This window comes from Nocardia sp. NPDC058666, from assembly GCF_042714895.1.
GTDB lineage: Bacteria > Actinomycetota > Actinomycetes > Mycobacteriales > Mycobacteriaceae > Nocardia.
In genome coordinates this window covers 650,898-671,514 of record NZ_JBHXRY010000001.1, presented here as the reverse complement: position 1 = coordinate 671,514, position 20,617 = coordinate 650,898, and the positions used below count along the sequence as shown (strand labels likewise).

The window sequence follows — 20,617 nt, the reverse complement described above, 5'->3', positions numbered from 1 at the left end:
ACACTCGACGCGGGCCCGCTGCTGACCGGAACGATGACGCACCCAGTGAGAAGTGACAAGAGGCATCGCCGATGAACATCGAAAGGTATTCCAGCACAACCGATGACAAGAACGTGGTCGAGCGTCCACACTGAAGGGGCAGTGGTACGTAGGGGGTATCGATGAGAGTTCGACCGCGGCAACAACTTCTGGATCTCTGGCGCGCGCACCTGCGCACCTCGTTCCGCGATGGCAATTGGGTCTGGGGCGGACGTGACGGACGCAATTCGATCAGTGACGCCGAGCAGCTCATGTGCCTGCTGTATCCGGCGACCGAGCTGGCGAGTTTCGCCCTCGACCCGGACAGCATCGCTACCGCCGACGATATCGCCTCGGTGATGGCGGTGCTGGGCGACGACATCCGAGTCAGCGCCGCGCTGGTGACGAAGATCGAGGAGTTCATAGACGCCTACACCGACGCCGACGGGGAGCCGCTGTTTGCAGGCGGCAGCTACTTTCGCGATGTGGGATTCGGCGAGCCGACAGCTGCGCAGTGCGAGCTCGAGGTGGTCGACTCGTATTCGATGTCGCTGAGTCTGTGCATCGCGTCGCTACGCTTCCTGCGTGGAATGCAGCGGTACCTGGTGCACGAGGTGCGCCGCGAGGCCCGGCGGCTGAGCGAGCGCATCGAGGCGCTGATCCCCCGAGTGAGCGCCCGACTGACCTCCGCGATGGGTGGTCTGATCCGGAGTTTCGTCATCCACACCCCGAAATTCTCGTCCCCCGCTGGGCAGGAGATCCTGCAGCTGGTGAACCAGACCGGTGCCCCGGTGAAAGACGTCATCGCCGACTTCACCGACGCGCTCGAACAGATCCGGGTGCAGGCCAAACTCGATGTGCGCAGCGGCCATTCCGCCGACATCGACCTCAACGACGCCAATCGGGCCTTCGAATGCGGCTGGTCGTGGGGAATCGACACGAACGCCGGTAACCTCTCCGAATTCAGCGGCCGGATCGCCAGCCAACCCGGCGTCGCGGTCACCGAGCCCTACCTCTACTTCACCCTCGTCGCGCTCGACGGGATCAAGGACCTGTACTCCCAACGTACCCAGGAATCCGACCTGTTCGAGCCGCATCAGATCCTGCTGGTCGAGTCGCTCAAGCGCCGCGCGGAACTGACCCAGCGCTACTGGTCCACGATCTCGCGCTTCGGCACCGGCCGCTGGCCGCTCGAAGACCTGCCGTGGCGGACTTCCGACGGCAAGCAGTCGGACTACTACAGCCTGGCCGTGACAGCCTTCCTCATCCAGGAACTGCTGGAACGGGAGTCCACCACCGACCTCGCGCGCACCGCCGCAGTGCTGCGCCAGCTGGCCCGCCGGGGCAAGATCATCCACCGCGAGATCCCGGACGATCCCGCTGCCCTGCTGCACTATCCCGGAGTCACCTTGACGCTCAAGGGATCTGAGTCCATCGACGCCGGCCCGATCCTGGGCTACCACGTCAACGACTTCACCACACTGTTGCTCAAGCGCAGTCTGCAGGCCGCGCGGCTGGCGCGCGACGTGGATACCCGCGAGCAACTGCTCGACCTCGCCGCAGCGTCCCTGGAGCACATGCAGGACCGGTCTATCGTCGGGGGCCGTTCGGCGGGCCTGTGGGACAACCTCGGCTCGAACGGTGATGGTGCCCCATCGTGGTTCCTGACCGAACGCATGATGGAGTGCCTGGTCGTCGCGCACAACACCTACACTCGACCGCCGCTGGCCACCGACGAGGTGGTGAACGCCGCGATCGGCAGGATCGGCGAGGCCGAGCATCTGCTCAATCAGGAATTGCTGCAGGTCACCGATGCCGAGTACTCGCCGCGCTTCCAGGAGCTGGCGGCGATCCAACAGCTACTCGACCGTGCCGCGGACATCCTGACCAAGCGGCCGCACTCAGCGGACTCGCTGGCAGGCAAAGCACTGGAGCGGCTCGACGCGCTCGCCTATGCCCGGGAGGACGCCACCCGATGAGCGCCCCAGGCACTGACTCGATGCTGGTCTTCGCGACCTCCGACAAAGGCGGCACCGGACGCTCGGTCACCAGCTGCAACGTTGCCTACCGGCTGTGTCTGCGCGGCCTCGACGTCGCCTACGTCGACTTCGATTTCGGGTCTCCGACCGCCGGCGCGCTGTTCGAGATCGGCCACGCCGGACGCGGCGTCACCGAGGGTCGCGGGATGCATTCGTATCTCCTCGGGGAGACCGGCGAACCGCGGCGGCTGGTCGTCGGCCGCGAAACCGACCGCCCCCAGCTGCGTCGACCGGCGCCCGGAGCCGGCCAACTGGTGCTGCTGCCCGGTGACGAGGGCGGCGCCGAATTCGGTTGTGACGACGCCATGGTGGCACGTGCCGTCACATTGCTCGCCAAGCTACTGAGCGAATTCGCCGTGGTGATAGTCGATCTCAGCGCCGGCCGCTCGATCGCCCTCGAGATCGCGTTACGGGCCACCGCCTCGAGCATGCTGGCGCATCGCGCGCACCGCTGGCTCGTGTTCCATCGGTGGACACGCCAGCATGTGCTGGCCGCTGGTGGCCTGGTGCACGGCTCGCATGGGCTGATCGAGACCGGCGCACTCTTGCGTCACGACCGCCGGGATCTGCTGGCGTCCACCCGTTGCGTGCGCACGGCAGTCGCCGCGTCAGAAGGTGCCCGATCGGTGGACCCGCCGCAGGCGGCTTGGCTGAACGAGCAGTCCAAGGCGCTGCGCGAACTGGCCATGGCCGAGGGCATCGGCGCGGCCATGGTGTTGGGGCAGACACCGATCGAGCCGATGCTGCAGTGGCGCGAACAGCTCATCCTCGATGCCGACGTGAACGCCCGGCTAGCCAACCTGGCGACTGTCGAGGCATACACGGATCTGGCTCGGCGACTTACCGATTCGGCGACCTGGGATATCGAGTAGATGAATTCACCAACCTATCGCGAGGCGTCCGAGGAATCGGTCATCACACCGCTACCCATGGCTCACCTGTCGATCGAGGTCTGCCATTTCCGACACGAGGAAATCCTCTACGACACCGACCTCGTCCGCGCGCAGTTCCGACGCGCGGTCCCGCTGGTCGCCGCTTTCATCGAGTCGGCGCGAATCGAATTCGGGCCGGACACCCAGGTGAGTACCTGCTACCTCACCGATGACTACTTCCAACCCCGATTCGAACCGGCCGACGTGCTCGACGGCCTGCTCGGCGCCGCCGCCGACGCCGGATTGACCATCGACTATCTGGCCAGGGAATCGGCCTGCCACCAAGCGCCAGTATTTGCGGGCGGGGTCGCCGTCGGAGAAAATGTCCCAGTCGCGGAGATGGTGGCGGCTCGGCTCATCGCCCAGCCCGAGGACGAAGAAGTCGCCAACGGCCGTCGACCACCCACCGCCGAGTCCGGGTGGCTGTGTAATGGGCGTCGGGAGCAGAACGCCTCGTCGCGCCCGGCGATGCATCCGCAGCCATACCGGCCGCCGCAGGAGTACGGCCGCGGCGAGCATTCTATCTTCCTCGACGTGGAGCTCTGGCACGACCAGGACCAGGACCAGGACCAGGACCAGGAGCGACGCTGGTCGTGCCCGTTCCTGGCCGCGGTGTGGCAGCTGTTGCGCCTCGGCATGCTGCGCTATCACGGTGCGCCCGTGGTAGATCCGCAGCTGTGGACTGCCGACCGGGCTTGGCCGGACCGCTGGACGGACCTGCCGCCGGTGATGCGGCTCAATCCGGACGCGGCACCGTTCACGGCGTACCGGACATTGTCGATGCTGCCCAAACGCTATCTGTTGATCGAGTCGGCGGTGCGGGTCATCCTCGACCACCTCGCGCCCGATGACGATGTCGCCGCGCAGGTCGCGGCCCTCGGTAGTGCCGAGGGCGTGCTGGTTCCGGCCAAAGTCGTTGAACGCGTGGGACATCTGTTGCTAGATGGGACCTGATCGTGACCGACGTGAACCATTCGACCCGCACGCCACCACCAGCGCGCCGCGCCACGTCAGGACCGCCGACGCCGCTGGTGGTGCTCGGCGAGATCCGCACCTGCCTGCTTCCGCATTCGTTGACCATGGACAGCCAGGCCACCGACGAACTGCTGTCCACGGTTGCCGGCGCGACCGTTCGCCGGCGTGAACGCCCTGGGGCGCTTGCCTTTTCGCCGCGTCGCGCGACCGGCGTCGACTGCCACCTCGGCTGGGGCACGACCACGACCGCACGCGCGGTAGGGACCGTGGAGTCGACCGCGGTCCTGGTCGGTGGCCGGTTGTCGCAACTGTCCGCGCACACCACGGTAGTGCGGCCGCCGCAGAAGAAGCGCAGGCCATGGTCGCATTACATCAGCCAAGTCGGAGTGACTGAGGTGATCGGTGACCTGCCCGACCACGCGATCGCCGACAAGGAATTGGCCGCAGGCTATTTCGCCCCACCCGGCCCGAACACGCTGGATCTCGCCTCGATCTGCGCCCGGCACCTCGACGAACTGAGGTCCTCGCCGGTACTGGACCAACGCCCGCCGCTGCGGGCACCGACCACGCGGCTGCGATGGACCGCCATCATCGGTGGCGCCGCCGGGCCGGCGGTGTCGATGCGTGTCGAGGACGACCTGTCCAGGACCTTACGAGTGACGGTACGGGAGGCGACGGATCTCCCCGACGCCCTACGGTTCTGTCAGGATGTCGCCGTCCACGACTGGCTACTGACGGTCATCGACGCGAAAGTGCTTGCGGCCGAGGCATTCAGCGACGGCCAGCAGGTCGCTGTGCTCGCCCCGGTGTTCGAACATCTCGCGCACCTGTGGATGCCGGGTGCGCAGGTCCCGGCCGCGATGCGGGCACCGTGGCGAGACCTGCAAGCAGCGGCCAACTTCTCCAAACAGTGGACAGCCCGCGTCGAACAGGTGCAGCGCCGGATCGAGGTGGCTACGTACTTCGCCGCGCGCGGCGAAGACCCGCCTGGTGGCTGGTGATCACAGCCGGAACCAGCGACGGACCAACAGCGCGAAGAACACCGACATCGAAACCGCGCCCAACCACGCCTCGACCCCGAGCAGGACGCGCACCGGTGCGGCCAAGTCGTTGTCATCTTTCGGATCCAGCGGATTGAGGACACCCAGATAGACGATGTCGATCCACGACGTGTTCCCGGCCCACACCAGGCTCAGGCCGGTGCACACGACGATCAGCACGACAACCCAACCAAGCAGCCAGAACGGCCGATACCCGTAGCCGCACAAAAGATCTGCCACCATGCTGACCCCGCGCCGCCAGCCCGGTGCGACGGTGCGGCGGCGCACTCGCGCCAGCGCCAGCGCGCACCGATCCTGCGCCCCGGCGTCCTTGGCGCGGCGGTGCAATTCCACGGCGGCGCTCCAAGCACGCACCGCGTGCGCGGGCAACTCGCGCATCGCGTGCGCGCGATGCGCATCCGTCGCGTCCGTGGGCGACCAGCGGCGGGTCAACGCGGTAGCCAACGTCTCGAATTGCGCGGCGAGCAAGGTGTTCTGGGTCGGGCTCAGCCGCAGCGGTCCACGGAATTCGACTTCGGCGGCGATCAGCCCGGCGATCAGAGGTTTGCGCCAGACCTCGTCATCGCTGGGCACCGCGTTCGACACCTCCGCGTACACGGTGCCGAACCGCAGCTTGTTGCTTTGCGGCCCTCGTTTGAGCAGTTCGGGGCGGTCGAGCAGGGCTTCGACTTGGACGTCCAGGTCATCGAGGACGTCGGTTTCGGCGACCCCGAGCGAATCGAGTTTCTGGGTGTAGCGCAGCGCCCGGTCACCGATATCTTTGACGACCGGATCGTGCTGCGATGGCTGCACCCTGGCCCCCACCATCCGATCACCCCCGTGTCGTGCCCAGCCTGCGCCTGGCCGCAGGCGAATACCCCCGAATCAAGTTCCAGTGTAACCGTTTTCGCCGGTGTCAGCCGTGAGGTCTGTCGGCAGGCGGTGCAGCTTGTAGACCAGCACATCGCGAGGTTCGTCATCGCCGAAATACCGTTCGTCATGTTCGCGCAGCACGAAACCGAAATCCGTGAACAGCTTGTAGGCGGCGACGTTCTGCGGGTCGACGGTCAACCAGACCTCGTCCACGTCACCCTTTTTCAGGCACACCTTGATGCTGCGCCGCAGCAGACCGTGGCCGTAGCCGTACCCGCGTCGATCGGGCGAGACTGCCAGGCTGATCAGCCATGCCCTCGTGCCTTCGCCCTTGATGGTCATCGCATATCCGACCACCTTGTCCTCGCTGTCGCCGGGTTCGACAGCGACGACGGAGCGGGAACCGTCCGCCTCCAGCAACTGCCGCAGGACGAAGAAGGGATAGCGGTCACGAAAGGCCGCGCCGTCGATCACCTGAATATCGGGCAGGTCGGCCCGCGTCGGCTCCCGATATCGCACGGTTTCCGCGATGGTAGTCATCTGCTCCCTTGCGTTCGCGCACAAGAACCTATGTAGTCAAGCCTAGACGCCGCGCCGATCCCGAACATCGAAACCAGGGGCAGTGTACTCAGCATTTACACGACTGCATCCGATCCGGTCGGTTGGCGAGTTCGTCCATCGAGAAGTGCCTACACACGACGCCGATTCTCCACGGGTACCCACGTGTCCTCGTCGATGAGAGCTCTGGCCAGATCCTCGAACGCTTCCGCCGTTGGAGGGTTCGCGATACCCGCGTTGACATCGGCGTCGAGGATGATCTGTTCGCGCCATTGCAGGAGCGGATCGACCGGGGTTTCGCCGAGCACTCTGCCCGCGCCGAGCCGTTTGCGCGCGGCGAGCGATCGCAAGGCGTCGTCTTGTCTCTGCACCCATGCGGCCTGCGGACCACCGCTAGCGGTAGCGGCATCCGCCAAACTTGGTACGGCGGTCCGCACGTAGCGGATTCGCGATTCCAGCTCCGTTTCGGTGTACCACGGACGACCCTTGGTAATCGCGGCCACACCGGACTGCACGATTCCGTCGGCGCCCCAAACCAAGCTGTGCGCCGCCATGACGTGTTGGCGTGTCCACCGGTGAAAGACCAGCCAGCGCACCTTGTTCTGGATCATGTTCGCGGGGCTGGTCGCTTCCAGTGCGATCTTCATCGCCGCGGACCGGCCCGAACTGAGGTCGACGATCACGACCGGAAACTGCGTGTCGAGCTCTTTCAAAAGATCGACACAGCGCACGACTACAGCCGGGGTGGCAGTTACCGTTTCACCGCCGCCCCTGTCGCCTGGAAACAGCGTCAGCCCGCCACGCGAGCGCTGCGAACGCAGTGCTTCGCGATCGGTCGAGGTTCGGACGTTGACCCGTTCCGGTACCGACGTTCTGCCTTCCAGGTACGAATGCAGCCCTGCCCCCGAACCGGTGCCGTCCTCCACCGAACTGACCTCGAACAGCGCCCCCGCGGTTGGCGAGCCGAAGTCGAAATCGAGGTAGGCGACCTTCATATTGCGTCCCATGGCAAGGCGGTAGGCCATATTGCAACTGGTGACCGATCGGCCGGTGCCACCTTTGTCGGATGTCGCGAACACGATCATCGGCGTCACATCCCTTCCACCGCGAGGGTGCGGGCAACGGCGAGGGTGTCGAGTTCGGTCAGCGCGGCCGAGGCCAACGCGAACGACGTGCCCGGTTGAACGTTCACCAGTTCTCGTGCCCGGACCAACTGTTGTTCGACTTTGCTCAAGACCTGCCGGTCGGGCATCCTGGCCGACTTTCGGCGGGCCGCCGATTCCGTGACCGTGCTGGTGTTGAGCATCTCCTGATTGAGCAGGTGCTCAGCCTCATTGAGTAACTCGACAGCACGGTTGACCATGGCAGGCGAGTGAAGCGGCGCCTCTCGATAGGTGCGCTCCGCGGCGACCAAGCACTCGAGCACCCGCTTGGTCAGATACCAAGACGGCTGCGATTGCTGCGCGCCACCGAACAATGCTCCCGGATTGTCCCAGAGCCGGGCGGCATCGCCCTCCGCGATGACCCGCTGGTCGAGATGGTCCATCACTTCCTTGGCCAATTCCATCAACTGGTCGCGGGCGCCGATATTGTTCGACAGTCGCGCGGCCTGCAGGATTCGTTTGAGCAGAACCGGTGCGAAGTCCGACACGATCCAGGACAACTGCGGGCCATCACCGTTGATCTTCTCGGTACCGCGCAGCATCATTCGGACACCGGGTGTGTGCAAGGCGACAGCGGGGTCGTCACGAGTCGGTCTGCGCGTGATCCGGCCACGCCGCGCCAACTCGTCGAAAATGCCCACCGCACGGGTCAGGTCGTCATCGGAGGCAGTGCGCGAGACAAGTTCCTGAATCAGCACGGCGGACACGATCAAACTGAAGTAGTCGGACTCTTCGCCATCAGAGGTCTTCCAGGGAAGGTCTTCCAGCGGCCAGCGACTGGATCCGAACCGCGCGACGGTCGCCCAATACCGTTGGGTGAGATCCCAGCGCAGACGTAGCGCTTCGACGAGCCGGTATTGCTCGTCGTTGAGCAGGTTCAACTCTCGTGTTCGTTGCGAGAGCACGTCGTTGATGCCGTCGAGGGCGACGATGGTGAAGTACAGATACGGGCGCGGATCGGCAACGCCTACCGGTTGCTCGACTTCCTCGCTCACGAAGTCGACTTCGGCCGCGTTCTCGTGGATGCCCCAACTCCAGCCGCACTCGAACAGCAACGTGTCATTGTGCAGATCGTTGTTCTCGTCGGCGTGGCCGAGGGCGACGTCGGTTCGCAGCCGAGTTCGAACCCGTTCGAGACTTCGATGGATCGATTCGAGGATGACCCGCTCGGGTTGGTCACCCTGGTTGAACATCGACAACATCGCCCGACCCGCTGGCGAGCGAGGCGCGGCTGTGTTGACCACGAAGCTGCGGACCAATGCAGTCAATGCCGCTGTCAGTCGGGTACTCAGCCCGGCCATGAGATTCTTGCTGCGTTCTTCGGCGTCCGGCTGACCCTGGAAATTGTGATCCTGGCAGAAGACCTGGGCGAACCCCATTCCGGCGACACACAGCGTGACCGACATCGAGTAGCTGTCGACCACAGCGATCGACAACTGCGAGGCTGTCGGCTCGTCATCGGTGGTTGATTGGAGGTAGCTACCCGCGTCGAATCGAGGAAGGCCGTCGGATGAATTGCGCTGCAGGAATTCCTCGAGCAACTCGAAGACCGTGAGACCGATCATGAACGATCCGCCGAGTTCGTAAAGAGTTTCGCGGACGTCGTCGGCCATGGTGTCGGGCCGGTCGAGCGCGAAGCTTTCGATCTCGGTCGCCGGGTACAGCAGGCACAGCAACAGTTCGGAGTCACTGACCGAGTTGGCGCCGAGGACGCCGCCCTCCCAGTCCCATTTCCCGTCTCGGTAACACGCCGAGACGAGGGCACTCCAAATGTCCAGAATCTGTTGTCTGGGCTGGATTCTCACCTGCAGCAATCCTCACCGCTCGTGAATGCTGCGGTGAGCCCCCGACGCAGGACACACGACAGCGATGCTCGACGACGGTAGCACGAAGGAATCAGAAACGTTGGGCGTCAACAGTTTTCAGGCCAAGATCGACCGATCGGTCAGGACCGGAGAGGTCTTCGCATCACAGTGCCAAACGCACCATGTCAGCAGTCCTCGCCAACCCGGGGAACGCTTCGGGGGTCGAACGTGGGTGTAGTGCATGGACCGCTAAGCGGAACATCAAGGCGCGCAACAACATTTGCGGCCATTCAGGGAGGGTCGACCAGCGGTCGAGGAGACCATCGTCGCCACCACCCCACGCGAGTGCGTCGACGACAACGACCCCCGCGGCCCATGTCGCGGGACGCCAGTAGGGGGTGATGTCGGTGAGGCCGGGGGTGTGGGCGCCGGTGAACAACACCGTGCCGAACAGGTCGCCGTGGACGAGTTGGCTGGGGCTGCGGACCGGTTTGCGCAGGGTCGACAGTTGGCCGATCAGTTCCAGGGAGCGTTGGCCGTCGGGGGTGGTGGCGATGGGGACGCCGCCCGCGCGCAGGGTGCGCAGCGGGACCGATTCCCAGGCGGCGCGGTCGGCGGCCACGAACACGTCCACGTCGACCCAGGGGGCGACGGGGGGTTGGACGAGGAAGCGGGGGCGTTCCAGTTCGGCGGTGGCCTTGTGCAGGCGCAGCGAGACCGAAACCACTTCGTCGTGGCGGGGTTCGGGGGCGCCGTCGACGTAAGTGTCCGCACGCCAACCGGAGACAACATAGCGGCCGTCGGTGGCACGGACGGGACGGGCGACACGGAGGCCGTCGACGGCGAGGTGTTCGCGCACTTTCGCCGACCAGGCGGCCCGCGCGTGATCGGCCACGGGGCTGAGCACCACGTCACCCATGCGCCAGCCACCGTCCCAGTCTCCCAGGGAAACCGGCGTCACTTCGCGAAGCCCGAATGTGGCTCGCACATGCTCGGGAGGTTCGACTGAGGTCACGGCCGTACCGTAACCCCGAGATCGGCACGGAAGTCCCAAGGCACGCTGTGATACTCCACTTCGCGACCTCACCGCAACAACCGGTGAGGTCGCGAACCGGCAGCTATCAGTAGACGGGTAGCGACGGATCGACCTGCTTGGCCCAGGCGACCACGCCGCCCTGCAGGTGCGTGGCGTCGGCGAAACCGGCCCGCTTCAACGCGGCAAGCGCTTCGGCGGAACGGATTCCGGTCTTGCAGTGCAGCACGATCGGCTTGTTCTGCGGCAGTTCCGACAGCGCCTCACCGGACAGGATGCGGTCCTTGGGGATCAGGGTCGCGCCGGCGATGTGCACGATGTCCCACTCCACCGGTTCGCGCACGTCGATCAGTTCGATCTTGTCCGCGTCGAGGAGATCCTTGAGCTCGGCGGCGGTGATGGTCGAACCGGCCGCGGCGGCGGTGCCTTCCTCGGACACCACACCGCAGAACGCGTCGTAGTCGATCAGTTCGGTGATCGGCTCGCGTTGCGGGTCGCGGCGCAGCTTGATGGTGCGGTAGTTCATGTCCAGTGCGTCGTAGACCATCAGACGGCCCAGCAGCGTCTCACCGATGCCGGTGATCAGCTTGATCGCCTCGGTCACCATCACCGAACCGATCGACGCGCACAGCACGCCGAGCACGCCGCCCTCGGCGCAGGACGGGACCATGCCCGCGGGCGGGGCTTCGGGGTACAGGTCGCGGTAGTTGATGCCGCGGCCGTCGGGGGCGTCTTCCCAGAAGACCGAGACCTGGCCTTCGAAACGGTAGATCGAACCCCACACGTACGGCTTGCCTGCCAGCACCGCGGCGTCGTTGACCAGGTAGCGGGTGGCGAAGTTGTCGGTGCCGTCCACGATCAGGTCGTATTCGGCGAACAGTTCGACGGCGTTGTCAGGTTCGAGGCGAATCTTGTGCAGCCGCACGTCGATTCCGGAGTTGATCTCCAGGATGGAATCGCGGGCGCTGTCGGCCTTGGGGCGGCCGATGTCGGATTCGCCGTGGATGATCTGGCGTTGCAGGTTGGAGGCGTCGACTTCGTCGAACTCGACGATGCCCAGCGTGCCGACACCGGCGGCGGCCAGGTAGAGCAGGGCGGGTGAGCCGAGGCCGCCCGCGCCGATCACCAGGACCTTGGCGTTCTTCAAACGCTTCTGCCCGTCGACACCGAGATCAGGAATGATCAGGTGTCGGCTGTAGCGGGCGATTTCGTCCTTGGTCAGCTCCGCGGCCGGCTCGACGAGCGGCGGCAACGTCCCGGTGAAAGACACGTGAGAACTCCTGTGTTCGAGGTGGCGCTGGTGGCCGTTCTGCTGACTTCAACAAGACCTGCCGCGCTGTTCTTCCCGAATATGGTCCCGCATGCGGCAGGCCACTAGCCGCGCGGGTACGGCCAGGGGTTGAACCGGCAGGTCTTGCCGTCGGCGGGGACCACACCGTGCGGGTCGAGCAGGGCGATGTCGTTGTTCTTGGTGCCGAAGGTCTGCTGCATCATGATCGGGGCCAGCCCGCCGTCGGTTTCGCAGGGTTGATGCCCGTGGTAGCCGATGGCGTGGCCGACCTCGTGGTTGATCTGGTACTGCCGGTAGGAGCCGATGTCGCCGTCGAAGGCCAGTGCGCCGCGCACCCAGCGGACTTCCGACAGCACCACGCGGTCCAGGTCGGCGTTGTAGCACGAGGAGTCGATCGGTATCTCGAAACCGCAAGCGGCGCGGGTGCTTTCGCGGGAGGTCAGCGACAGTCGAAAGTCGGCGGGGCCGGCGTCGATGCGTTGGAAGCCGAACTTGGGGTCGTTGGACCAACTCTTCGGATTGGCCAGGGTGGTCTCCACCATTTTCGCCACCGCCGCGTCGCCGCCGAACGGTGTGGTGTCGATGCCGTCCTCGACCTCGACGGTGTACCGGAACACGCGCTCGGTGCCCGCGCCGACCTGGGCGCTGGTGCCGGGCACGATATGCCAGGTGCCCGCCGCGCGTTCGACGTACTCGCCGCCCTCGGGCAGCGCGCCAAGGGGCAGGTCCGCGGGGAACTTCCCGTCGCCGGGGGGTGCGCCGATGATGCCGGACTGGGCCACCTTCGGGCTCAGCGCACCGAAACCGGGATCGGTCAGCGCGGGTATGGGGCCCGCGCGCACCGCGTCCACGACCACCAGCGCGGTGATTGCCAGCAACACCGGCAGCGCGTAGGCCCGCCAGCCGTAGGCGGACACGAACCGGCCCAGCGCACTCTGTTTCTTCGCGTCACGTTGCGGGCTGCGCGGTCGGCCGTTGTCGTGGTCGGTGGGATCCCAGCGGGCCCGCAGCGGCTGCCGGGAGCGATCCGCGGGCTGATACAACCCGAGCGGGTCGTACACCTGTAACTCCTGGCCCGGCGAGGCCGAGATGACAGCACCGGACTCGGCGGGTTGCGCGGAGCCGGCGACATCGCGCCCGCCGTCGGCATGGTCATCCGGGTCGGTCACCCCACCAGATTCTCACAGTGCGCAAATCCGCCATGCGGGCGGCCGCAGCAGTTCGCCCGGTTACGGCCCGGCGAACTTCGCGGACTGGTACTACATTTCCAGGGCGAAACCCAGGGACAACACCCTGCGGGTATCGTTTCTGGGATACCCGGACCGCACCTGCGCCGTGGCGAAAACTACTAAGAGAGCCGAGATGACTGACCTCGTGGACCGCATGCCCTCGCGCCGATCGGTGCCGGAGACGGTCCCGGCCAAGCGCGGCACCCGCCTGCCCCGTGACGAGCGCCGCCAGCAGCTGCTGCTCGCCGCGAGTGAGGTTTTCGTCCAGCGTGGTTACCACGCGGCGGGCATGGACGAGATCTCCCAGGTGGCCGGGGTCAGCAAGCCGGTGCTGTACCAACACTTCGCCAGCAAGCTCGAGCTGTACCTGGCGGTGCTGCAGAACTACGTGGACATTCTGGTGTCCAGCGTGCGGCAGGCGCTGCGCTCCACCACCGACAACAAGCAGCGCGTGCGGGCCGCGGTCGCCGCGTTCTTCGATTTCGTCGACAACGAGATGCAGGGCTTCCGCCTCGTCTTCGAATCCGACCTCACCAGCGAACCGCAGGTCCAGCGTCGCGTCGAACAGGCCACCGAGGCGTGCGTCGACGCGGTGTTCGACCTGGTCGCCCACGACTCGGGCCTTGACCCGTATCGGGCGCGGATACTGGCCGTGGGCCTGGTCGGCGCCAGCCAGTTCTCGGCCCGCTACTGGCTCGAGGCCGATCGCCCGGTTCCCAAGGACGAGGCCGTGGACACCACCGCGTCGCTGGCATGGGGCGGTCTGAAGCACGTGCCGCTCACCGCAGCGCAGCGCGCTTCGCAAGACCTGTAGTTCCGACAAAAATTGCCCCGCCACCTTCGAAAGGTAGCGGGGCAATTCTGTGTCTTTACACCGTGGCCTTAGACCGTGGCGAAGCCGACGCGGCCCGTCGCCGGGGAACCGATCTCTACGTAGGCGACCTTCGCGGCCTGGATCAGGAACTTCCGGCCCTTCTCGTCGGTGAGTGACACCACGCCTGCGGAGCCGCTCAGCGCATCGGACACCAGCGCCTCGATCTCTTCAGGGCTTTGCGCACTGTTGATGACGAGCTCTCGCGGGCTATCCGAAATACCGATCTTGACCTCCACGGCCAACCTCCGAACGTAAGAGTCCTGTGTTGTCAGCCCCCAGGTTAGTGCAGGGGCCCGACACCGGTGTCGGAGCCGCCTGCGCTGTGAGCGAACGGGGGTTACGCGGGTTCGACGAGTTCGATCTCGAGTTCGATCTTCACGGTGTCCGACAGCATTCCCGGCATGGGGACGCCGACGCCGAAGTCGGTGCGCTTGATGGAGCCGGTGGCGGAGAAGCCGGCGTGGCGGGTGCCGTCGGGGAAGTCGGCGATGCCGCCCCATTCCACGTCCAGGGTCAGCGGCTGGGTGATGGCGCCGAGGGTGGCTTCGCCGGTGACGGTGAAGGACTCCGCGATCTGAACCGGTTGTGTCGCACGGAAACTCAGGGTCGGGCGGTTGGCGACGTCGAGGAAGTCGGCCTGGCGGATGTGGTTGTCGCGGTCGGCGTTGCCGGTGTCGAACGAGTCGAGGTCGATGGTGGCGGCCAGGGTGGCGGCGCCGGATTCGTCGACGACGAACTCGGTGGTGAAGCGGGTGAAGCCGCCGCGCACCTTCGCGATTCCGAGGTGGCGGATGGAGAAGCCGACCGAGGCGTGGGAGGTGTCGAGGGCCCAGGAGCCGGCCTTCAGCGCTTGTGTCTGTGTCGAGGAAGTCATGACTCCACCCTGACCGGACCGTGGTCCGTTAACCAGACCGTGGTTATCCTGGTCCCGACAGGGCGTGGCTGACAAGGCCACGACCAGGCACCATCGAGAAATGGTAGGCGCAGGTATGGCGGATCATCCGGGTGCTCGTTCGGCGTTCGCGGAACTTCTCATCGCCCGTCGAGCCGAATTGCGACCCGAGGATGTGGGTCTGCCCGGTGGGGGTCGCCGTCGCACGCCCGGACTGCGCCGGGAAGAGGTCGCGGTGTTGGCCGGGGTCAGCGCCGACTACCTGGCCCGCATCGAACAGGGCCGCGACACGAATCCGTCGATGGCCATCGTCGACGCACTCGCCACCGCCCTACGTTTCAACGACACCGAACGCGCCCACTTCGGCTGGCTTGCCCTGACCACCAGCAGCGAATCACGGTGCCCCAGTACAGCTTTCGACCCGGCTCTGGATCAGGTGCCCGCAGCCCTTCGCAGCGTCCTCGACGCCCTCTCCCCCACCCCGGCCTTCGCACTGGGCCCCCGCGCCAACGTGCTCGCCTGGAACACCGCCTGGGCCGACCTGGTCACCCCGCTGGGTCTGCTCGACAACCCCGACCTGGTCAACCTGGCCCTGTGGACCTTCTACCACCCCCTGGCCCGCACCACGATCACCGACTGGCCCCAGTTCGCCGACAACATCGCCGACCAACTCTCCAGAACCCGCCTGCGCCGCCCCGACGACGAACGCATCGCCGAAATCATCGCCACCCTCACCGAAGAACCCGACTTCGCCCGCCGCTGGCACCCCCACCGCCTAGCCGAAGACCTCCCCACCCTGCTGGGCTTCGAACACCCCACCCGAGGCACCCTCACCTACACGGTGCAAACCCTGTCGGCCGATAAGGACCAACAGGTAGTCGTCTGGCTCCCCCGCGAAACCGCGACCCGCACACCGGAATTGCGCCTGGTACAGCGCGCCGCCGGCGAGTGACGACCGTTCGAGCGAAATCGCCGTGGTCGGTTACCCGTTCGCCGCTCAGAACAACCCGAGGCGTGTGCGTAGGCCGGGTAATCCGACCAAGTCGTGATATTGGAATGCCCGAATGACGCAATACTACGGGGAGACCTGGACGGCTTCGTACACCAATGCCCACGAAATGTCCGGCAGCAACATTCCGCAACGCGAGGCAATGGACCTTTATAACAACGAGCGTGGAAGACAAATAGCGTTGCAGACAGAATCAGGGTGCCAGCTCTGAGGAGCTGGAAGCTCCAGGTGTAGGCGTTCCGTTGCCAGGTGGTCGCTGATGCGGGGAAGAGATTTTGTTCCAGTCGCTTGGCTTGTCACGGCATTGGTTATCTGTTCTGGATGTGCGTTGATACCCGATCGGCGAGTTGAATCGCCCCAAAACTGCATGTCAAGGGTCTCTTTGCCCATTCGGGGTGAGGTTCTTGGATCTGGAATGAGATTTCGTCAGGAAAGCATTGCCGCAGCCGATCGCAGTGAGCCGACTACACTCCGTACGATCACCCGCGCCGCAGGGTGGTCGGATAACTGGGATCACGTCGTTGAAATACGGCCGAATATGACATCTGATGAGATAAATCTCGCCGCAGGAACAAGTGGAATATGCTGGATGGGTATCCCAGAGGATTCCGCCGGTGACGATGTCCTCCCGACAGGGAGTTACCTTTTTCTCGATGGATCGACCGCGAAGCAGACGACGTCTTGGTGGGAAACCAGCAATAGACCCTTCGATTTCTCCGGCACGGCGTCGGCGATTCAGGCCGACGAACAATTGGTGGCATCGGACCCAGGCGTCGATCTCCGCCCGCAGTAAACACCTTCGTTGCATTCACGGTGGGCTCGCGAGGCTACCTCGACGCGAGCAACGGTCCTCGTCGTCAGGCGAGGACCGTTGCTCACTTCGGCGCCTACAGGCCCAGCACGGCCATGCGGGCCGCGTGGCGTTCCTGCATGCGGTCGAACAGGGTGGCGATGCCGTTGAGGTCGCCGGTGGCGGCCAGGACCAGTTCGGCGAGTTCGTCGCGTTGGGCCATGACGAACTGGGCCTGGGTGATGGCTTCGCCGAGGAGGCGGCGGCCCCACAGGGTGAGGCGGTCGCGTTCGGAGCGGCTGGACTCCACGGCGCTGCGGACCTCGTCGACCACGAACTGGGAGTGGCTGGTTTCGGCGAGGACGTCGCGGACCACGTCGGCGACTTCTGCCGGGAGCGCGTCGGCGATCTCGGTGTAGAAGTCGGCGGCGAGGCCGTCGGCGACGTAGAACTTCACCATCGACTCGAGCCAGGTCGAGGGGTCGGTGGAGGCGTGGTAGGAGTCCAGCGCGCCCTGGTACTGGGCCATCGCGGCCTCGGCGTCGGCACCGCGGGCGGTCAGCGCGGCTTCGAGGGTTTCGAAGTGCGCGAGTTCGGCGGCGGCCATCTTGGCCACGCCGATCCGGCCGCGCAACGACGGCGCCTGCTTCGCCTCTTCGGCCAGCCGGTAGAACGCCGACAGCTCACCGTAGGCGAGGACCGCGAACAGTTCCGTCACCCCGGCGTGGTCCGCGGGCAGCGGTTCGGTGGAGAAGAATTCCGGCACGCTGGTGGTTTGGGCTCCCATAACTATCAAGAATAGTCCCGATCGAAGATCAATCGCGTTCGGCCAGGAACTTGTCCAGGTGCGCCCAGGTGGTTTCGCGCGCATCGGGTCCGGTGAGGATGCCCAGGTGACTGCCCGGCACGACCTCGTAGGTGACCGACGGCGAACCCGACAGCGTGCGCAGACCGGCCTCGACGGCGGCCTTGGGGGTGATCACGTCGGACTTGCCGCCGATCAGCAGCACCGGTACGCGCACGTCGGCGAGGCGGATGGTGCGGTCGGACAGTTCGAGTTTGCCGTTGCCGATGTCGTTGGCCAGCATCATCCGGCCCCACAGCTGGTTGTAGAAGCGGCCGGGGTAGCCGGGCATGGCGGCCTGGAAACGGTCGATGGATTCCATCTTGGCCAGGGTCTGCTTATCGGTGATATTGCGTGCGATGAACCCCGGTCGCGCCAGTTCACGGTCGAAGGCGGCCAGCCGATAGCCGAGTTTGGTCAGCGGTGCGGGAATGCCACCGGCCGCGCGCACGATCGCGGTGCTGCCCCAGCCGCCGGTGAATTTCGCGACCGCGCGCAATTGCGGGATGCCCAGCATCTTGTCGTAGTCCAACGGCGGGCCGACGCCGGTGACCGAACGGATCGGCAATTCCGGGTTCGCGGCGGCGGTGAGCAGCGAGAACATGCCACCGACCGACCAGCCGACCAGGTCCACCGGCGCGCCACCGCGATCGGCGCTGACCCGCAGGATCGCCTCGGGCAGGATGTCGCAGATCCAGTCCTCGAAGCCCATCTTGCGGTCGGCGAAGGTGATGTCGCCGTAGTCGACCAGGTAGGGCGCGCGCCCGGTCTCCACCAGAAAGCGGGCCAGGCTCTGATCGCGGCGCAGGTCGAAACAGGTGGCGGGAGCGGCCAGCGGCGGCACCAGCAACACCGCGGAATCGCTTGCCGCGGACTGGAATTCGGTGTCGTAGCGACGTAGCAGGCGGTGCGGCTCGTCCCACAGCACGGTGGAGGGCGCGGGGTCCACGGGCTCGATGCCCGCGCCGAAGCTCAGCGCCCACGCGTTGCGCGCGGCAGTGGTGACGGTGTCGGTGATGCTCACACCTAGAAATGTCTCACACGCGGTACCGGCGGTAACAGTGAGCTCGATTACATTCGGGACACGCCCGAAATCCCCCCACCCGCGAATTGTCCTGCGACACACCGCCGCCGCGCACAGACATCGGTGGCGAGCCGTTTTCGCACAGCATTCACCGGTGTCGAAATTTCCGATTGCGCAGAATATCACGCTACAATCTCCGTGGACAACGCTAGTTTCATCGCCGGAGAACCATAGTTCGCGGGCGAGGCACTCCACTTGCGCCAGCGCGCGAGCGGACCGCAGCGTCGTTCACAGACAGCAATGTCGAAGAAATTGTGCGCGCAACGAATCCGCATCACCGCAGCGCCGCGCCGATGACACCGTCGCAGACGATCGAGCATAACGCCTGGTCGACGATGGTTATCCGGCGCAGGCCCGGTGAGTATCACAGGCGGAGATGTGGTCGTCGCGGGCCGACCGGCCCGCCCCACCTCGTGCGTGCGAGATGCAATGACGAGGAAGGCACGAACACTGAGCAAGATCACTGTCGAACAGGAACCCGGCGTGGCCGAAACACTCCTGACGGCCGAACTGGACACCACCCACATCCCGCCGAGTTTCGCCGAATTGGGCGTGCGCGAAGAAATCGTGCGCGCGCTGGGCGAAATCGGGATCGAACGCACCTTCGCGATTCAGGAACTGACCCTGCCGCTGGCTCTGGCCGGCGAGGATCTCATCGGCCAGGCCCGCACCGGCATGGGCAAGACCTTCGGGTTCGGCGTGCCGCTGCTGCACCGTGTCGCCACCGCCGACACCGGCACCACCCCGCTCGACGGCACCCCGCGTGCGCTGATCATCGTGCCCACGCGCGAGCTGTGCATCCAGGTCACCAAGGACCTGGAGAACGCGAGCAAGTACCTGACCAACCACCAGGGCCCGCTCAAGGTCGCCGCCATCTACGGTGGCCGCCCCTACGACACCCAGATCGCCGACCTCCGCAAGGGCGTCGACGTGGTCGTGGGCACGCCGGGTCGACTGCTCGATCTGGCGAACCAGGGTCACCTGATCCTGGGCAAGATCGGCGTGCTCGTGCTCGACGAGGCCGACGAGATGCTGGATCTGGGCTTCCTGCCCGATATCGAGCGCATCCTGTCGATGGTGCCCGACAAGCGTCAGACGATGCTGTTCTCGGCCACCATGCCGGGTCCGATCATCACCCTGGCCCGCACCTTCCTGACCAAGCCCACGCACATCCGTGCCGAGCTGGCCAACGATTCCGCGGTGCACGATCGCACCGAGCAGTTCGTCTACCGCGCACACGCGATGGACAAGGCCGAACTGGTCGCGCGCGTGCTGCAGGCGGAGACCCGCGGCGCGACGATGATCTTCACCCGCACCAAGCGCACCGCGCAGAAGGTGGCCGACGATCTCGCCGAGCGTGGGTTCAATGTCGGCGCTGTGCACGGTGACCTCGGTCAGATCGCCCGCGAGAAGGCGCTGACCAAGTTCCGCAAGGGCGGCATCGACGTGCTCGTGGCCACCGATGTGGCCGCGCGCGGTATCGACATCGACGACGTCACGCACGTCATCAACTACCAGTGCCCCGAAGACGAGAAGACGTATGTGCACCGGATCGGCCGCACCGGCCGTGCGGGCCGCACCGGCGTCGCGATCACCCTCATCGACTGGGACGAGCTGCACCGCTGGGAGTCGATCAACAAGGCCCTGAGCCTGAACATGGCCGACCCGGCCGAGACCTACTCCAGTTCCGCGCACCTCTACAGCGACCTGGGCATCCCGCAGGGCATCACCGGCGTGATCCGCAAGGCCGCGCCCGCCGCTCGGGAAGCCGACGTCGTGGTCGAGGAGCGCACCGAGCGCCCGAAGTCCTCGCGCAGCCGCCGCCGCACCCGCGCAGGCACCCCCATCACCGAGGGCACCGAACCGACCACCGAGTCGGCGGAGGGCACCGACGAGACGGTCGAAGGCGACAAGCCCGCCCGCCGCCGTCGCCGCCGCCGCAAGCCCGCGGATGGCGAAGCAGCGACCCCCGAGTCGAGCACCAGCGAAGCCACCGACGCCCCCGATTCGGCCCCGGCCGACGGCGACGACGCAGCCAAGCCCGCCCGCCGCAGGCGCCGCCGCAAGCCCGCGGATGCCACCGCCCCCGAAGCAACGGCAACCGTAGACGCCTGATCCAGCACCGGGGAGGGCATTCGCCGCCTTCCCCGCCTACACCAGCGCCCGCT

18 protein-coding genes and 1 pseudogene are annotated in these 20,617 nt (G+C 65.9%); 8 read left to right on the top strand and 11 right to left on the bottom strand.

From position 1 onward, the window contains the following. The first annotated feature begins 161 nt into the window (after window positions 1–161). From ACFWVD_RS03075 to ACFWVD_RS03060, 4 genes are read left to right on the top strand one after another with little or no spacing between them, the layout of a single operon-like run. Window positions 162–1,997: an SCO2524 family protein gene (locus ACFWVD_RS03075; protein ID WP_379240246.1), complete on the top strand. Its 1,836-nt coding sequence runs from the start codon at window positions 162–164 to the stop codon at window positions 1,995–1,997. Beyond that, a complete protein-coding gene (locus ACFWVD_RS03070; protein ID WP_379240245.1) occupies window positions 1,994–2,929 on the top strand; it encodes an SCO2523 family variant P-loop protein in 936 nt (311 codons plus the stop codon). Before ACFWVD_RS03075 ends, ACFWVD_RS03070 begins: the two co-directional genes overlap by 4 nt. Then, window positions 2,930–3,943, top strand: a complete 1,014-nt coding sequence (locus ACFWVD_RS03065; protein WP_379240244.1) for an SCO2522 family protein — start codon at window positions 2,930–2,932, stop codon at window positions 3,941–3,943. A gap of 2 nt (window positions 3,944–3,945) precedes the next feature. Then, window positions 3,946–4,965: an SCO2521 family protein gene (locus ACFWVD_RS03060; protein WP_379240243.1), complete on the top strand. Its 1,020-nt coding sequence runs from the start codon at window positions 3,946–3,948 to the stop codon at window positions 4,963–4,965. Here the strand turns inward: ACFWVD_RS03060 and ACFWVD_RS03055 are convergent, their stop codons facing one another. From ACFWVD_RS03055 to ACFWVD_RS03025, 7 genes are all read right to left on the bottom strand, one after another. Beyond that, on the bottom strand, window positions 4,966–5,817 hold the full coding sequence (locus ACFWVD_RS03055) for a hypothetical protein (RefSeq protein WP_379240242.1): 852 nt from the start codon (window positions 5,815–5,817) through the stop codon (window positions 4,966–4,968). A gap of 72 nt (window positions 5,818–5,889) precedes the next feature. Continuing rightward, window positions 5,890–6,417, bottom strand: coding sequence for a GNAT family N-acetyltransferase (locus tag ACFWVD_RS03050; protein WP_379240241.1), 528 nt, complete (start codon window positions 6,415–6,417; stop codon window positions 5,890–5,892). Window positions 6,418–6,566: 149 nt separating this feature from the next. Next, on the bottom strand, window positions 6,567–7,520 hold the full coding sequence (locus tag ACFWVD_RS03045; RefSeq protein WP_379240240.1) for an SCO2523 family variant P-loop protein: 954 nt from the start codon (window positions 7,518–7,520) through the stop codon (window positions 6,567–6,569). Window positions 7,521–7,525: 5 nt separating this feature from the next. Next, window positions 7,526–9,403, bottom strand: a complete 1,878-nt coding sequence (locus ACFWVD_RS03040) for an SCO2524 family protein (RefSeq protein ID WP_379240239.1) — start codon at window positions 9,401–9,403, stop codon at window positions 7,526–7,528. A 163-nt stretch (window positions 9,404–9,566) separates the two neighbouring features. Next, window positions 9,567–10,418: a TIGR02569 family protein gene (locus ACFWVD_RS03035; RefSeq protein ID WP_379240237.1), complete on the bottom strand. Its 852-nt coding sequence runs from the start codon at window positions 10,416–10,418 to the stop codon at window positions 9,567–9,569. Between the two features lie 106 nt (window positions 10,419–10,524). Further along, complete coding sequence (moeZ, locus tag ACFWVD_RS03030; protein WP_379240236.1) at window positions 10,525–11,706, bottom strand: adenylyltransferase/sulfurtransferase MoeZ; 1,182 nt, start codon at window positions 11,704–11,706, stop codon at window positions 10,525–10,527. Window positions 11,707–11,810: 104 nt separating this feature from the next. Continuing rightward, on the bottom strand, window positions 11,811–12,896 hold the full coding sequence (locus ACFWVD_RS03025; RefSeq protein ID WP_379240235.1) for a DUF3152 domain-containing protein: 1,086 nt from the start codon (window positions 12,894–12,896) through the stop codon (window positions 11,811–11,813). A 193-nt stretch (window positions 12,897–13,089) separates the two neighbouring features. On the opposite strand from ACFWVD_RS03025, the gene ACFWVD_RS03020 reads away from it, so the two are divergent. Continuing rightward, the gene (locus ACFWVD_RS03020; RefSeq protein ID WP_379240234.1) at window positions 13,090–13,770 is read left to right on the top strand and encodes a TetR/AcrR family transcriptional regulator; all 681 of its coding nucleotides are present in this window, start codon (window positions 13,090–13,092) and stop codon (window positions 13,768–13,770) included. 68 nt (window positions 13,771–13,838) lie between these two features. Here the strand turns inward: ACFWVD_RS03020 and ACFWVD_RS03015 are convergent, their stop codons facing one another. Both ACFWVD_RS03015 and ACFWVD_RS03010 read right to left on the bottom strand, forming a co-directional pair. Beyond that, window positions 13,839–14,066, bottom strand: coding sequence for a DUF3107 domain-containing protein (locus ACFWVD_RS03015; RefSeq protein WP_357366222.1), 228 nt, complete (start codon window positions 14,064–14,066; stop codon window positions 13,839–13,841). Between the two features lie 101 nt (window positions 14,067–14,167). Then, window positions 14,168–14,704 (bottom strand): YceI family protein, encoded by a 537-nt coding sequence (locus ACFWVD_RS03010; protein ID WP_379240233.1) that lies wholly within the window; start codon window positions 14,702–14,704, stop codon window positions 14,168–14,170. A gap of 100 nt (window positions 14,705–14,804) precedes the next feature. Between ACFWVD_RS03010 and ACFWVD_RS03005 the strand changes: the two genes are divergently transcribed. Both ACFWVD_RS03005 and ACFWVD_RS03000 read left to right on the top strand, forming a co-directional pair. Then, window positions 14,805–15,674: a helix-turn-helix transcriptional regulator gene (locus ACFWVD_RS03005; RefSeq protein WP_379240232.1), complete on the top strand. Its 870-nt coding sequence runs from the start codon at window positions 14,805–14,807 to the stop codon at window positions 15,672–15,674. Window positions 15,675–15,783: 109 nt separating this feature from the next. Next, window positions 15,784–15,942, top strand: a pseudogene (locus ACFWVD_RS03000) (DUF6973 domain-containing protein); the annotation flags it as partial. 676 nt (window positions 15,943–16,618) lie between these two features. Here the strand turns inward: ACFWVD_RS03000 and ACFWVD_RS02995 are convergent. Continuing rightward, complete coding sequence (locus ACFWVD_RS02995) at window positions 16,619–17,308, bottom strand: ferritin-like fold-containing protein (protein ID WP_379240231.1); 690 nt, start codon at window positions 17,306–17,308, stop codon at window positions 16,619–16,621. A gap of 28 nt (window positions 17,309–17,336) precedes the next feature. Further along, window positions 17,337–18,389 (bottom strand): alpha/beta fold hydrolase, encoded by a 1,053-nt coding sequence (locus ACFWVD_RS02990; protein WP_379240230.1) that lies wholly within the window; start codon window positions 18,387–18,389, stop codon window positions 17,337–17,339. Window positions 18,390–18,878: 489 nt separating this feature from the next. Between ACFWVD_RS02990 and ACFWVD_RS02985 the strand changes: the two genes are divergently transcribed. Then, window positions 18,879–20,564: a DEAD/DEAH box helicase gene (locus ACFWVD_RS02985; protein ID WP_379240229.1), complete on the top strand. Its 1,686-nt coding sequence runs from the start codon at window positions 18,879–18,881 to the stop codon at window positions 20,562–20,564. Window positions 20,565–20,617: the final 53 nt, after the last annotated feature.

What these genes read in the sequence shown, in the direction of transcription:
- ACFWVD_RS03075 (WP_379240246.1), top strand. Translation starts at nt 162, where the DNA reads ATGAGAGTTCGACCGCGGCAACAACTTCTGGATCTCTGGCGCGCGCAC.
- ACFWVD_RS03070 (WP_379240245.1), top strand. Translation starts at nt 1,994, where the DNA reads ATGAGCGCCCCAGGCACTGACTCGATGCTGGTCTTCGCGACCTCCGAC.
- ACFWVD_RS03065 (WP_379240244.1), top strand. Translation starts at nt 2,930, where the DNA reads ATGAATTCACCAACCTATCGCGAGGCGTCCGAGGAATCGGTCATCACA.
- ACFWVD_RS03050 (WP_379240241.1), bottom strand. Translation starts at nt 6,417, where the DNA reads ATGACTACCATCGCGGAAACCGTGCGATATCGGGAGCCGACGCGGGCC.
- ACFWVD_RS03045 (WP_379240240.1), bottom strand. Translation starts at nt 7,520, where the DNA reads ATGATCGTGTTCGCGACATCCGACAAAGGTGGCACCGGCCGATCGGTC.
- ACFWVD_RS03020 (WP_379240234.1), top strand. Translation starts at nt 13,090, where the DNA reads ATGACTGACCTCGTGGACCGCATGCCCTCGCGCCGATCGGTGCCGGAG.
- ACFWVD_RS03010 (WP_379240233.1), bottom strand. Translation starts at nt 14,704, where the DNA reads ATGACTTCCTCGACACAGACACAAGCGCTGAAGGCCGGCTCCTGGGCC.
- ACFWVD_RS03005 (WP_379240232.1), top strand. Translation starts at nt 14,805, where the DNA reads ATGGTAGGCGCAGGTATGGCGGATCATCCGGGTGCTCGTTCGGCGTTC.
- ACFWVD_RS02995 (WP_379240231.1), bottom strand. Translation starts at nt 17,308, where the DNA reads ATGGGAGCCCAAACCACCAGCGTGCCGGAATTCTTCTCCACCGAACCG.
- ACFWVD_RS02985 (WP_379240229.1), top strand. Translation starts at nt 18,879, where the DNA reads ATGACGAGGAAGGCACGAACACTGAGCAAGATCACTGTCGAACAGGAA.